General features: G+C 72.7%; 12 protein-coding genes and 1 tRNA gene. 5 read left to right on the forward strand and 8 right to left on the reverse strand.

The window, feature by feature from the left end:
* The first annotated feature begins 17 nt into the window (after positions 1 to 17).
* Positions 18 to 935, forward strand: coding sequence for an SDR family NAD(P)-dependent oxidoreductase (locus tag J2S43_RS06515; protein WP_306827685.1), 918 nt, complete (start codon positions 18 to 20; stop codon positions 933 to 935).
* On the opposite strand, the gene J2S43_RS06520 is transcribed toward J2S43_RS06515, so the two are convergent.
* The gene (locus tag J2S43_RS06520) at positions 913 to 1,479 is read right to left on the reverse strand and encodes a TetR/AcrR family transcriptional regulator (protein ID WP_306827687.1); all 567 of its coding nucleotides are present in this window, start codon (positions 1,477 to 1,479) and stop codon (positions 913 to 915) included. The two genes, J2S43_RS06515 and J2S43_RS06520, sit on opposite strands and share 23 nt — an antisense overlap.
* A 75-nt stretch (positions 1,480 to 1,554) precedes the next feature.
* On the opposite strand from J2S43_RS06520, the gene J2S43_RS06525 reads away from it, so the two are divergent.
* The 3 genes from J2S43_RS06525 (at position 1,555) to J2S43_RS06535 (ending at position 3,049) form a co-directional block, all read left to right on the forward strand.
* Positions 1,555 to 2,376, forward strand: coding sequence for a CE1 family esterase (locus tag J2S43_RS06525; RefSeq protein WP_306827688.1), 822 nt, complete (start codon positions 1,555 to 1,557; stop codon positions 2,374 to 2,376).
* Positions 2,377 to 2,464: 88 nt separating this feature from the next.
* Positions 2,465 to 2,536: transfer RNA gene (locus tag J2S43_RS06530), tRNA-OTHER, on the forward strand.
* A 60-nt stretch (positions 2,537 to 2,596) separates the two neighbouring features.
* Positions 2,597 to 3,049 carry a hypothetical protein gene (locus J2S43_RS06535; RefSeq protein ID WP_306827689.1) on the forward strand — a complete coding sequence of 151 codons (453 nt, stop codon included), beginning with the start codon at positions 2,597 to 2,599 and terminating at the stop codon, positions 3,047 to 3,049.
* A gap of 6 nt (positions 3,050 to 3,055) precedes the next feature.
* On the opposite strand, the gene J2S43_RS06540 is transcribed toward J2S43_RS06535, so the two are convergent.
* The 7 genes from J2S43_RS06540 to J2S43_RS06570 form a co-directional block, all read right to left on the reverse strand.
* Complete coding sequence (locus J2S43_RS06540) at positions 3,056 to 4,441, reverse strand: hypothetical protein (RefSeq protein ID WP_306827690.1); 1,386 nt, start codon at positions 4,439 to 4,441, stop codon at positions 3,056 to 3,058.
* A gap of 69 nt (positions 4,442 to 4,510) precedes the next feature.
* Complete coding sequence (locus J2S43_RS06545) at positions 4,511 to 5,824, reverse strand: PQQ-dependent sugar dehydrogenase (protein WP_306827692.1); 1,314 nt, start codon at positions 5,822 to 5,824, stop codon at positions 4,511 to 4,513.
* A gap of 24 nt (positions 5,825 to 5,848) precedes the next feature.
* Entirely contained in the window at positions 5,849 to 7,033 is a 1,185-nt protein-coding gene (locus J2S43_RS06550) for a DUF817 domain-containing protein (RefSeq protein WP_306827693.1), read from the reverse strand.
* A 92-nt stretch (positions 7,034 to 7,125) separates the two neighbouring features.
* Positions 7,126 to 7,827 (reverse strand): class I SAM-dependent methyltransferase, encoded by a 702-nt coding sequence (locus J2S43_RS06555; RefSeq protein ID WP_306827694.1) that lies wholly within the window; start codon positions 7,825 to 7,827, stop codon positions 7,126 to 7,128.
* Positions 7,828 to 7,849: 22 nt separating this feature from the next.
* A complete protein-coding gene (locus tag J2S43_RS06560; protein ID WP_306827696.1) occupies positions 7,850 to 9,502 on the reverse strand; it encodes a glycoside hydrolase family 43 protein in 1,653 nt (550 codons plus the stop codon).
* A 203-nt stretch (positions 9,503 to 9,705) separates the two neighbouring features.
* Positions 9,706 to 10,905: a threonine/serine exporter family protein gene (locus J2S43_RS06565; protein WP_306827697.1), complete on the reverse strand. Its 1,200-nt coding sequence runs from the start codon at positions 10,903 to 10,905 to the stop codon at positions 9,706 to 9,708.
* Positions 10,902 to 11,837 (reverse strand): transporter substrate-binding domain-containing protein, encoded by a 936-nt coding sequence (locus J2S43_RS06570; protein WP_306827698.1) that lies wholly within the window; start codon positions 11,835 to 11,837, stop codon positions 10,902 to 10,904. The genes J2S43_RS06565 and J2S43_RS06570 overlap by 4 nt, the downstream gene beginning before the upstream one ends.
* 249 nt (positions 11,838 to 12,086) lie before the next feature.
* Here J2S43_RS06570 and J2S43_RS06575 point away from each other — a divergent pair, with 249 nt between their 5' ends.
* Positions 12,087 to 12,302, forward strand: coding sequence for a hypothetical protein (locus tag J2S43_RS06575; protein ID WP_306827700.1), 216 nt, complete (start codon positions 12,087 to 12,089; stop codon positions 12,300 to 12,302).
* Positions 12,303 to 12,981: the final 679 nt, after the last annotated feature.

Raw genomic sequence — 12,981 nt, forward strand, 5'->3', positions numbered from 1 at the left:
CTGACGGGAGTTCACGCATGTCTCGCATCACCACGCCCTACGGCTTTCACACCACGGCCGACGAGGTCGCGGCCGGTCACGACCTGGCCGGCCGGCGCGCGATCGTCACCGGCGGCGCCTCCGGCATCGGCCTGGAGACCGTCCGCACGCTCGTGCGGGCCGGCGCGGACGTGACCGTCGCGGTCCGCGACCCCGACGCCGCCCAGGCGGCACTCAAGGACGACACCGTCCGGATCGCCCGGCTCGACGTCGCCGACCCGGACAGCGTCCGCGCGTTCACCGCGGCCTGGGACGGCCCGCTGCACCTGCTGATCAACAACGCCGGCGTGATGGCGGTGCCGGACCTCCGCCGTACCGCCGGGGGAATCGAATTGCAGTTCGCCACCAACCATCTCGGCCACTTCGCGCTGGCCACCGGCCTGCACGGCGCGCTCGCGGCCGCGGGAGGGGCCCGGATCGTCGCGCTGTCGTCGGCCGGCCACCACGTCGCCCCGGTCGACTTCGACGACATCGACTTCGAGAACCGGCCGTACGACCCGTGGGTGGCCTACGGCCAGGCGAAGACCGCGACCGTGCTGTTCACGGTGGAGGCGACCCGCCGCTGGGCCGCGGACGGCATCCACGCCAACGCGGTGTCGCCCGGCGGCGTCATGACCAACCTGCAGCGCTACATCCCGGAGGAGACCCGGGCGCAGTGGGAGAAGGCGCCGATCCTCAAGACGCCGCAGCAGGGCGCCGCGACGACCATGGTGGCCGCGCTCGCACCGGAGTTCGACCGCGTCGGCGGCAGGTACCTCGAGGACTGCGCCGAGGCCGAGGTCATCGACGACGACGCGGAGGCCGGCCTGGCCGACCCCGGCGTGCGCCGCTGGGCCCTCGACCCGGCCGCGGCGCGACGCCTCTGGGAGGTCTCTACGGCGTTCGCAGCCCGTTGAGCATCACGTCGAGGTAGCGGTGGGTGACCGCCCGCCGCGCCTCGGCACCCGGATGCACCCGCACCGCGTAGATCACGCCGCACATCAGCGGCAGCAGGTCGGCCCGCGTCACCTCGGGCCGGACCTGCCCCGCCTCCCGTGCGCGGTCGAGCAGCCGCCCGGACAGCGAATCCAGGCGGGCGCGCAGCTCGGCCGTGCGCGGCAGCACGTAGGAGCCGGCCGCCAGCGCCGGCTGCATCGACGCGTCGTCGAGCTGCGCGTCCAGCAGCGCGAGCAGGTACCCGGCGAACGCGTCCCCCGGATCGTCCCGCTCGGCCGCGTGCTCCGCGTGCGCGACCAGCGCCGCGAGGCTCGGCGTCGCGATCGTCTCCAGCAGCGCCTCCGGCGTGGGGAAGTGCCGGTAGACCGTGGCGACGCCGACCGAAGCGGCCCGCGCCACCTCGTTGAGCTGCACCGGAACGCCCTCGTCCACGAAGCGCCGCCCGGTGTCGACGATGCGCTGCCAGTTGCGGGCCGCGTCCTTGCGCAGCGGTGGCGTGGTCATGAGACGAGGATAACCGGATAGCTCATCCACTTCATGCTACGTTGAAGCGGATTGGTTATCCGTTTTGGAGGCGTCATGACCACCGTGCAGCTGAGCACCGCGACGATCGAGGCCGGCGGGCGCACCCGCACCTACACGCTGGCCGCGCCCACGGACGGCTTCGACCGCCTGCTGCTGGTCTTCCACGGATCCGGGCAGAACGCGGCCCGATTCCGGTCGTTCACCGGCAACACCTTCGACACCCTTCCGGGTACGGCGGTCGCGTACCTCGACGGCTTCCGCACCAACTGGAACGACGCGCGCCTGGCCAACCGCTTCCCGGCCCGCACCGCGAACATCGACGACGTGGCGTTCGCCGCCGCGGTCGCCGGCCGGGTCGCCGAGGGCCGCCCGGTCTACGCCGCCGGCTACTCCAACGGGGGTGGCATGGTCATCCGCCTGCTGCACGAGCGCCCCGACCTGATCGCCGGCGGCGCCGTCATCGCGGCCGGCCAGCCCACCCCCGACAACTTCCTGCTGCCCGAACTGCCCGTGGTCCCGCGCCCGGTCCTGCTCATCCACGGCACCCGCGACCCGATCGTCCCCTACCGGGGCGGCCGGATGGCCGCCTGGGCCCGCATCGTCTTCCGCGCCGGCGGCGCCCTGCTCTCCGCCCCCGACACCGCCGCCTACTTCGCCGCCCGCAACGGCGTCACCGCGGCCCCGGCCACCACCGACCTGACGCCCGAGGTCACCCGCGTCGACCACCACCAGGACGGCCACGCCCCGGTCCGGCTCTTCACCGTCCACGGCGGCGGCCACACCATCCCCAGCCCGGTCGCCTCCCCCGCACTGATGGGACACACCACGCCCGACCTGCACACCACCACCGCGATCACGGACTTCTTCGGCTTCTAGGCGATCGGTGAGGCGGATGGCCTCACCACCCCGGGGTGGCGACCTGGAAAGAGGCGCGCGCTGGTCGCGTCGCCGGTCTCCGCGCGGTGGAGCCGTAGCGCAGTGGTCGTCGCGCCCGTGCCCGAGCTGGAGGACGCCGGTTCGGATCCGGTCGGCTTCACCGCCCTGAGATGTGAAATGGGATGGCCATATCGGAGCGTGGGCCGTACAATCTGCGGCCGTGGCGCGAAAGATCATCAACATCTTCGGTGTGGACCAACCGGTTGAGGCGTGGGTGGATCCGCTCACCGGGCGGGCCCGGGTCGGCGTCGCCGGGCAGGGTGTGGCCGAGAACGACGGGTTGACCTTTCGGCTGCCCGGTGCGGAGGGGCATCCGGTCGTCGTCCGGGCCACCGCGGGGACGCTGGAGCCGTACCCGGTGCTCACGATCCGGGACGTCGATCATCACATCGGGCCGCCGGCGCCGCCGGTGCTCCGGGCGCTGATCTTCGTACCGGTGATGCTCGCCCTCATGTTCCTGATCTTCTTCTGGACCCTGCCCGTGGGCGCGGCGCTGGTCTATCTCAACATCGTGATCGTCCGGACCGGCCTGCCCGACCCGGCGAAGGTCGCGCTCTGCCTGCTGCCCACCATGGCCGCGATCGCGGTCGTCTGCGGCACGCCCACCGGCTGATACCGGCTATGGCACGTCCCTGAGGTCCGCCGTCGGTGCCGGGCCGGTCGGCGCGACCACCGTCCGGTTGCAGAAGGCCAGGCCGACGACGCTCAGCGACATGATCGCGAAGACCGCGACCAGCAGCAGGACGATGCGTGCGCCCCCGGCGCGGCTCCTCGGCGGTGCGGCCGGCCGGCGCCGGGCCGGTGGGCGCGGGCGGCGCCGGGCCGATGGAGGCGGCGGGACGGCCGCGCGCGTCGCGTGCAGTATCGGGTCGAGCAGCTCGCGGGCCGTCTCGGCCGTCAGCTCACCCGCGTCATCGGGGACCCGGCCGGCGAACGGGCCGGCGAGCGCGACGTCTCCCACGGCGATCACCGCCGAGGTCAGGCCGCGCTCCTCGATCTCACCGCGCGCGGCGGCGAGCCGGTCACCGGTGGTCTGCGCGCCGGCGACCAGCACGACCGGTGCGCCCAGCGTGGCGGCGAGGTCGGCGAGGCTCCAGCCGGCCCGCTCGTCCGCGCCGACGATCAACACCACCTCGTGGGTACGGGCGAGCGCGTCGGACACCCGGACCGCGTCCTGCCGGCGCAGGGGCTGCCGCGCGCCGTCCCGGACGGCGACCCAGGTGGCCAGGTGCGCGGCCGGTCGCGGGGCGGGCGGGCCGGTCACCCCGATCGCCACGACCGCGACCCGGGCGGTGGACGCCGCCGCGAGCGCGGTGACCGCCGGCTCCCAGCCGGCCGTGGCCGGGACGGGCGCGACCGTCCACTGTCCACGCGCGGGCCAGGCCGCCGGTGCCGTGGCCGGCTCCGCGGGTGTCTCCGGGCCGATGCGGGTCAGGCCGGATCCGGCCCGCAGCTTCGGATCCAGGAATCCGCGTGCGATCACCGCGTCCAGTTCCGGCACGTCGGCGGGGATCCGCCCGTCCGGTTCGGCCGGCAGCCGCTCCGGTGCGGTACCGACCGTGACCAGCGCGGACGCCAGTCCGCGGGCTTCCAGCGCCTCGACGGTCGTGTAGTTCACGCCGCGCGGATCGTCGCCGACGACCACCACGGCCGGTGCGCCGAGCGCGGCGGCCAGATCGGCGGTCGTCCAGCCGTTGCGCCCGGTCGGTGCCGTCAGGCCGGCCGCGCCGGCGACCAGCACCAGGTCGTGCGTGCCGGAGAACGCGTCGACGATGCGCAGCGCGTCCGCCAGGCGCAGCGGCTGTGTCCCGCCGTCGTGCAGCTCGGCCCAGGAGGCGACGTGCGCCAGCAGCCGTTCCGGCGGCGGCGCGGTGACACCCGTGGCGATCACCGCGACGCGCGCGGGGGTGGCCGCGGCGAGCACCGCGGCGACCAGCGCCCAGTCCGCGGTCGGCGACGTGGGGACGACGACCCAGGTCCCGCTCTCCGGCCATCTCCGCCCCACGATGATCACAATACGTGGGCGCTGCGGCCGGCTCGCGCGTATGCGGACCGGCCGCCGTCGGTATCCCGCCTATCCGCGGGGCGGGGCCAGGCGGTAGACCAGGCCGGCCGCGTCGTCGGACACGTAGAGCGCGCCGTCCGGGCCGGGGATCGCGTCGACGCTGCGGCCCCAGCGGGTGCCGTCCGGGTTCTGGAAGCCGGTGACCAGGTCCTGAGGCGGGGTGAGCGTGCGCTTGCGGTTGTCCCAGGCGCTGTAGACGACGGACGGCTCGCGCGGCGGCGTGCGGTTCCACGAGCCGTGCGAGGTGATCAGCGCGCCGTTGGACAGCGACCTCGGCAGCGCGGAGTCGTGCGTGAAGGCGAAGCCGAGGGGCGCGCTGTGCGCGGGCAGGCCGAGCGCGGTGCGGTCGACGGTGGAGCAGTCGAGGATCGCGCCGTCCGGGTTCCGCAGCGGCTGGGCGACGTACCCCAGGTCGGTCAGGTGTTCGCGCCCGGTCGTGTCCGGCACGCAGTAGGGCCAGCCGAGCTCGGTGCCCGCGGTGATCCTGGCGACCTGGTCGACCGGGTTCTCGTTGATGTACGACGGGACCAGCTCGCCGTACTGCCCGGTGTCGTCGCGGAACGGGTACGGCTGGTTGTCAGCCTGGTTGATCGACGCCCACAGCGTGCCGTCCGGCGCGAGGTCCAGCCCCGAGCCGTTGCGTACGCCGGTGGCGACGAGCCGGTCGCCGGTGCCGTCCAGCCCGGCCCGGCGGATCGTGGCCCGCTCCGGCGTGGTGGCGGTGCGGTCGACCGGGTCGTCGTTGGTCAGCGACCCGAGGTTGTAGAAGACCTGGTCACCGCGGATCACCGGGGTGATCCGGTCGTGGCCGCCGCTGGGCAGCCCGTCCACGATCACCCGCTGGCGGGACACGGCACCGTTCGCGTAGTCCCAGGCGACGATCCGGGTCCGGTCGCCGACGACCAGGATGTGCCGGCCGTGCCGGGTGGCGATGTCGAGGCCCTGCGGGTGGTTGAGGCCGCTGATCAGCGTCGTCACCGCCGGTCCCTGTCCGCCGGCCGCCGGGGTGAGCGCCATGACCGTGCCGGTGGCGCCGGTCGAGACCAGCAGGCGGCCGTCCGGTGTCCAGGCCAGCCGCCGCGCCCCGGGCACGTTCGCCCAGACCTCCGCGGTCCAGCCCCGGCGCAGGTTCAGTGACTGCCCCGCCGCGGCGCCGGGGTCGACCCCGCCGGCCACGGTCAGCGCCACCGGCGACAGGTGCCCGGCCCCCGGCGGGGTCTGGGCGAGGCCGGGCGCGCCGAGCGTGACCACCAGCCCGAGCGACACCACCGCCGCGGCACCGGATCGACGTCTCCACGCGGTGGCGGGAAAGGACATGGGCATGGCTGACACCTCTCGTCGACGAACCTACGAATCGACGATAGTAAAAGTGCTGCTGTGCCGGGAGATTTTGGCGTGCTTCCATCCGGCGAGAACATGCTGCGGTGTGGCTTCTCGCTCCTCTACGAACGCCCCAGCCGGCGCCGGCAGGCATAACCGACGTTCACCACCCCGAAGACCATTTTCCGGCCCCACCGCGCTTCCGGCGCCTGCGGGCGGACGGGCACCCCGATCATGTGAGGGGTGGTCGTTCCCGTGGGAATCGGGACGCGCGCGATGCGGCGTCAGCAGGCCGGGAATCGCGGTTCGTCCCGGCCACGGCGGGACCGGCTCCGATGCCGCGAGCGGAGTGGAGCGAAGCGGAGACGGAGCCCGCGGCGAGGTTGGCCCGCGGGAGCATGCGGGCTGCACCACGCCGGAAGCGGGAAGATCTAGCATTTGACCTTGAATGTGGTGTTCCGGGGCGGTGGCGGCCGGCTGCCGGCGTTTGAGGGCCGCGACCAGGACGAAGCTGACGCTGACCAGCAGGGCCCAGGAGCCCAGCTTGGACAGGTGGACCACGCGCCAGACATCGCCCTGGTCCGGGTACTGCCAGGCGCCCAGGAAGGTGGCGGCGTTCTCTGCCAGCCAGAGGGAGCCGCCGATCAGGACGAACGACAGCGCGAGCGGCATCGAGTAACGCACGGTACCGACGCGGAACGTGACCGTGGTGCGCCAGGTCGCGGCCAGCAGCCCGAGCGCACCGAGCAGGCGCAGGTCGGGCAGCCAGTGGTGGGTGAAGAAGTTCGCGTAGATGAACATCGCGGCCGCCGCGGTCGGCCAGGCGCGGTAGCCGATCAGCCCGAGGTCGAGCCGCCGCCACGCCTGGCACAGGTAGCTGCCGACCGCCGCGTACATGAATCCGCTGTACAGCGGCACGCCGCCGATCTTGCTGAAGGCGTCCTCCGGGTACGACCACGAGCCGGCCCGCACCTTGAACAGCTCCAGCGCCAGCCCGACCAGGTGGAACAGCCCGATGACCAGCACCTCCCGCCCGGTCTCCACGCGCAGCAGCCAGAGCAGCCCGGTCAGCACCAGGCAACCGACCAGCAGCGCGTCGTACCGCGCGATCGGCAACGGCAGCACGCTGGTCACCGCCAGAAGCCCGAAGACCACACCCGCGAACACACAGCTCGCGGCCTCCTGATATCCGAACCGAAGCAGTTGGCGCATGACATCGATGCTTCAGGGCGCATCGGCGCGACGGGTGGAGCCGCTGTGGAGATTCCGTGGACGCGCAGCTGGCCGTCCAGGTCTCGGCGGTTTCAGCGTAGGACGAGCACGGCGGTGTAGGCCGGGCTGCCCTCGGCCGTCTCCAGGCGCCACGGTGAGCCGGCCAGCGTGGCCTCGAGCTCGGCCACGCTGGCCAGCCAGTAGTCGAACCAGTCCGTGACGGTGTCGCCGTGCAGGACGCGGACGCGCAGTTGGCCGCCGGGACGGCCGAGGGCGCGGTTGTGCCGGTGGTATGCGGTGTGGATCGGGTCGGTGGTGAGGTACGGGTCGGCGTTGGTGCCGAGCAGCACCGCGCCCGGTGCGGCGACGGCCGCCATCGCGGACAGGCGCCGGGCGGCGGCCGCCGGGGAGCCGAGCAGCGCCAGACCGCCGCCCATCAGCAGCAGCGTGTCGAACGGGCCGGGCGGTGGCGCGTCGATGTCGCCGACGTCGGCGGTCAGGTCGCGGGCGCGGCAGACCGCCACCGCGCCCGGTGACGGGTCGATGCCGCGCACGTCCGCGCCCCGGTCGCGGAGCGCGGCCATGTGCCGGCCGGCGCCGCAGCCGATGTCGAGGATGCGCCCGCGGGCCCGGTCCAGCAGCGCGGTCTCGTGCGCCGGCCAGCGCTGCGGGCCGTGGAGGTAGTGGGCGGCGTCGTCGCGGCTGACGAAGCCGTCGTCCCGTTCCACGATCTGTGTGGCGGTCCCGTTCGCCGCGGCTTCTCTGAGCAGATCTCCGAACGCATCCCCGAGCACGGATTCCATGATCCCGGACGGGTCAATCCCCGAGGATGCGGTAGACGGCCTGGTCGAAGTCGGCGAAGCCGCCGTCGGCGCCGAGGTCCTGGACCCAGAGGCCGGCCATGGCGCCGGTGAAGCCCCAGGCCTCGGGCTCGCCGTCGACCTTGTGGGCGGCGTGCTCGTCGGAGAGGATCGTGGCGTCCAGGGTGGCGGGCAGGTCGGTCCACCGGTCGCCGGTGGCGTAGGCGAAGCGGATGGCCGGGCCGTCGTAGGTGACGCGCAGGCGCAGCCGGTCGACGGCGGGCAGCGGCACGCGGCTGTCCGGGTGGGTGGCGCGGCGGCCGTTGTCGCAGGAGAGCACCTCGAGCACCGGGAAGCCCTCGTCGCCGAGCGTCACGTACGCGTAGTGCCAGTTGCGGGTGTTGTAGTACGCGGTGACGCCGGCGAGCTGGCGGAAGTTGGCCGGCCGGAACTCCATCGTCGTCTCCAGGCTGCACCGGCGCGCGGTGGCCCGCTGCACGACGAGGCTGGGCCGCAGCCGGCCGACCGGCGACTGTCCACCGTGGATGCGCAGGTATGACGGGCGGGCGGACAGGTCGGCCCAGTCGGGCGTGGCCGGGCGGCGCAGCGTCGACCAGTCCGGGCCGAGCGCCGCCGCGTCGAAGTCGTCGACCGCGGTGTCCGGCGTCTCGGAGATCGCGTCGACGCCGTCCGGTGCGGGCACGACGTCCGCGGGCACGCCGCCGTCGACGCGCGGCCAGCCACCGTGCTCCCAGGTGACGGGCTGGATCGCGGTCTCCCGGCCGAGCACGCACACGCCGCGCGGCGTGTACGGCCGGCCGACCAGATGAGCCAGGTACCACTCGCCGTCCGGGGTGTCGACCAGGCTGCCGTGGCCGGCTTTCTGCATCGCCAGGTCGGGGCGGTGCAGCGAGGTGATCAGCGGACCGGCCGGGTCCGGCTCGTACGGCCCGAGGAGCGTGCGGGACCGGGCGACCAGCGCCTCGTGCTCCCAACTGGTCCCGCCCTGCGCGACGAGCAGGTAGTACCACCCGTCGCGGCGGTAGAGGTGCGGTCCCTCGACCAGACCAGCGGCCGTCCCCGGGAAGATCACGGTCTCCTCGCCGGCCAGGGCGCGCGCGTCGCGGTCGTAGCGCTGGGCCTGGATGCCGGCGAAGCGGTTGCGGCCGGGCCGCCAGTCCGCGGTCATCGACAGCATCCAGGTGCTGCCGTCGTCGTCGTGGAACAGCGAGGCGTCGAAGCCGCGCGCGTGCAGCACGACCGGGTCGGACCACGGGCCGTCCGGGGACGGCGCGGTGGTCAGGTAGTTCTGCGAGTCCCAGTAGCCGCTGGAGAAGCTGGAGACGTCCGTGTAGACCAGGTGGAACTGGCCGTCCACGTAGGACAGGTCGGGAGCCCAGACGCCGCACGAGTCGCCGGCACCGCGCAGGTCGAGCAGCCGCTCCTCGGTGAGGATGCCGCCGAGCGGGCGCCAGTGCACGAGATCGGTGGAGTGGTGCAGGCGCACCCCGGGGAACCACTCGAACGTGGACGTGGCGATGTAGTAGTCGGTGCCCACGCGGAGGATCGACGGGTCCGGATGGAAGCCGGGCAGCACCGGGTTCCTGATCAGCGGCGGCGTGGCCGCGCGGTCCGGTGCCTGCAGGGCGTTGCCGGTCGTGGAGGTCATGGGTTCCATCTCAGTCGCTGAGTCCGAAAAACCTTCCGGAAGAACATCGGGAGACGGTACGGCCGTGAGCGCCTCCGCCCGGCCGATGCTAGTACGCCGATCGATGAATTCGATAGCTCTTTCTGCCGGTACAGGGCGTCGAAAATTTTCGAACTAGAACCGGAACATTGATGCATCGACTTCGAAACGGCCGGGCGAGATGGTCAGCCGGCGACCGGATTACGGCAGGCCGCGTCCACCCGGCTGGCCGGGCGGACCTGGCGGCCGAGACCCTCCAGCAGCGAGTCCTCGACGTGGAAACCGCGCACCCACAACCGGTAGCGGGGCAGCTCGCCCTCGGTGGGGCAGAGCACCTGCGCCCGCACGAGACCGGTCGGTACGTACCGGACGCCGCCACTCTCCTGAAGGATCACCATGTGCACGTCGTCGACCGTGATCACGTGGCCGAGGATGTCCTCGGTGTCGCGGGTGTCGAGCGGAGGGGTGCCGGGTGGCGGCGCGGAGGCGTCGCCGGGGGAGGGGGCGGTGGGCTCGGCACCGGGAGACGGGCCTGCGCTGAGAGCCGGGCCGGCACTGGCGGACGGGCCGGCGGTGCCGTCCGAGCCGGCGGTGCCGTCCGAGTCGGCGGTGCCGGCGGTGCCGTCCGAGCCGGCGGTGCCGGCCGGGGTGGGTGGAGTCGTGGCGGCGGCCGGATCGGCGCGGAGCACGGTGGTCACGGTGAGCGGCAGCACCGGGGTGGTGATCATCGGGACCGCCGCCGCCGCGACCATGGCCAGCGCGACCGTCTGCGCGGTCATCGTCAGCAGCCCGACGAAACGCCTCGGCAGCGGCCCCGGCACCCCCAGCGCCAGCACCGGCGGCGCCACGAAGAGCAGGAACACCAGCCAGTCCCCCTGCCGCCCCGCGGCCGCGACGGTCGGCCCGACCAGCCACCCGTAGACGACGATGCCCACCCCGGCCGCGGCCCCCACCGCCCACCGGGAGTCGCGCGGGACCGACACGATCGACTGGAACGCCGCGACCGCGCACGGCAGCAGCAACGGGAGATACAGGATCTGCCAGGTGATCGCGGCCAGCCCGAACGCGGCCACCGCGAACCACAGCGGCGCCGCGCGCAGCCACCGGGCGAACAGCGGCGGCCGCCCCTGGCCCGGCTTGCGCCCGGCCAGCGCCACGCCGCCGATCGCGAGCACCCCGACCAGCGTCGCGGAGACGAACCGGGCCGCGGTCGTGAACAGCGCCGCGATCAGGTTGATCGGGTCCACGTTCGCGACCAGCAGCAACGTGGTCTGCAGCTCACCGCCGGCCTCGACGCCGAGCCGCAGCACCGAGAAGATCGCCGGTACGCCGACGACCACGCTCCAGAACGACTGTCCCGCGCGCGGCTCCTCGGCCGAATTCATCTCGGCGAGACCTTGTCGTCGTGATCGACCAGGTCCGGCACGTCCAGCGGCTCCGGCTGGCTGATCTCGTCGACGTCGGCCAGGTACCACGCGCCGAGCGTGTTGTTGTACGCCGTCAGCCACGGGCTCGTCCCGGTCTCGCGCCCCTCGTCGTAGCTCTTCTTCAGGAAGTACGCCACCAGGTCCCGCAGCGCCTCGTCGTTGATCGAGACGCCGACGTGCAGCCGCTCGTCCGCGCCGAACGGCAGCTGGACGTAGGCGAAGTCCTGCGGATGCTGCGAGTAGTACCCGGCCAGGATCGTCTTGTCCGAGCTCATCGCGCCGTACTCGCCGGACAGCATCCCGTCCGCGCAGTCCTGCAGATCCTGTACGACGGACCGGTCGAAGCCGCGCCGGGTCAGCTCGTCCTCCGTGGTGGAGCTGCCGCTGGTGCAGACCTTGACCTTCTTCTCCTTGAAGTCGTCCTCGGTCCGCAGCGTCGGCGCCGACGCCTTCGGCACCAGGAACGCCTGATTCGTCACGAAGTACGGCCCGGCCATCCCGATCAGCTTGGCGCGGTCCTCCGTGTACGACAGGCTGGCCACCACGATGTCGACGTGGCCGGCCAGCAGGAACCGGATCCGCTCGTCCGTGCGCACGGTCACGAACTCGACGTCGCTCTCGTTCGTGTAGCCGAGCGACCGGGCCAGATATCGCGCGATCTCCACGTCGAAGCCGCTGCGCACACCCTCCTTGATCTCGCCGATCAGCGGTTCGTTCGCCGCGACGCCGATCCGCAGCGTGGGCCGCTGCCAGATGCCGGTCTGCCGCAGCAACTCGTCCACGGACGGCGGCCCGGTCTCGTCCGGCTGGCACCCCGCGATGGTGGCCAGCCCGAGCGTCAGTATCACCGAGGCGCCGGTCACCGCGCGCCGGAAGCGATCTCGTCGCATACTCCATCCTCCCCGTCGGACGGAAGGGTCTTCTAGCGTAGTGCGACAGGGTAGACGCTCTATGTAACGGCTGGCCGCGCGTCCGGGGGAGGGCGCGCGGCCCGAACCTTCCGGGTCGGCTGTTCCACGATGGCTGCTCCGGGACGGCGCGGACGTGCTGGTCACCACGCGGTTCCCGGCGGACGCGGCACGGCGGTTCGCGGCGGTGCCGGACGCGGCAGAGTGGCACCACCGCTGTGGATCCACGGCGTGGATCTACCGGGCGTGCTCGGCCTGGTCGACGCGGTCGCCGAGCGCTGGGGATCGCTGGACATCCTGGTCAACAACGCGGCGCAGACCGTTCGCCGGTCGGCCGACTACCACCGGGAGGTTCGGGCGGGGGAGCGGGCGGAGCTGACGGGCCCGGCGCGGGCGATCCTGCGCACCGGGGGGCGAGGAAGTGCGGGCGGCCAGCCCCGAGTTTGACCCGGTCTTCCTGGCCGGCGCGCTGCTCTACTCCGGCGGGCTGATCGCGGCCGCGTTCCTGCCCGGCGTGCGGGAGTGGTGCGACGAGTAGTCAGTCCGGGATGCGACGTCACCAGCCTCCCCGAGGGCGCGGGCGACGACACCGGCTCCGGCCTCCCTCACGGTGGAGCTGCGGGACGGCGCGCTGTGCGAGGTCGCGGCGCGGATAGCGTCCTTTCGGCTCAACCAAGAGGCTTATTCAGCGCAGCGAACCGGCACCGCGTTGCCGCAGGCCGGGTCGTCTGACGAGGGCGGCGCTGAATAAGCCTCCAAAGTGGCTTATTCAGCGGGCGAGCCGAAGCCGCGTCGCCGCAGGCCAGGGCTGTCAGCGCGTAACGTGCTGAATAACCCTCAAAGTCGATCAACCCATGAGCGCGATGACCGGGGTCGCCTTCGATCTCTGTGATGTCCGCCGCGCGGATCGCCACCGCCACCATTCCGGCCCATCGGCAACGGGACTTTCCTTCGCCGCTGCCGCCCTGCCTGAAATATCACCGTAAAGGCGGCGGCGGTGACCCTCGAAAGCGATCACGTGTCGCAAATCGTTGTTGAAAGCGCCGGATAACAACGATTTGCGACACGTGATCACCTTCCGGCCCCGGCCATACTGATCCTTCGGCGTGGGTAAGCGGGCGTTCCG

The sequence above is a fragment of the Catenuloplanes nepalensis genome (assembly GCF_030811575.1).
Taxonomy (GTDB): domain Bacteria; phylum Actinomycetota; class Actinomycetes; order Mycobacteriales; family Micromonosporaceae; genus Catenuloplanes; species Catenuloplanes nepalensis.

Bases quoted from the DNA above. Each gene is read 5' to 3' on its own strand.
- J2S43_RS06560 (WP_306827696.1), bottom strand. From the start codon at position 9,502: ATGACCTCCACGACCGGCAACGCCCTGCAGGCACCGGACCGCGCGGCC.
- J2S43_RS06565 (WP_306827697.1), bottom strand. From the start codon at position 10,905: ATGAATTCGGCCGAGGAGCCGCGCGCGGGACAGTCGTTCTGGAGCGTG.
- J2S43_RS06570 (WP_306827698.1), bottom strand. From the start codon at position 11,837: ATGCGACGAGATCGCTTCCGGCGCGCGGTGACCGGCGCCTCGGTGATA.
- J2S43_RS06545 (WP_306827692.1), bottom strand. From the start codon at position 5,824: ATGCCCATGTCCTTTCCCGCCACCGCGTGGAGACGTCGATCCGGTGCC.
- J2S43_RS06525 (WP_306827688.1), top strand. From the start codon at position 1,555: ATGACCACCGTGCAGCTGAGCACCGCGACGATCGAGGCCGGCGGGCGC.
- J2S43_RS06550 (WP_306827693.1), bottom strand. From the start codon at position 7,033: ATGCGCCAACTGCTTCGGTTCGGATATCAGGAGGCCGCGAGCTGTGTG.
- J2S43_RS06515 (WP_306827685.1), top strand. From the start codon at position 18: ATGTCTCGCATCACCACGCCCTACGGCTTTCACACCACGGCCGACGAG.
- J2S43_RS06520 (WP_306827687.1), bottom strand. From the start codon at position 1,479: ATGACCACGCCACCGCTGCGCAAGGACGCGGCCCGCAACTGGCAGCGC.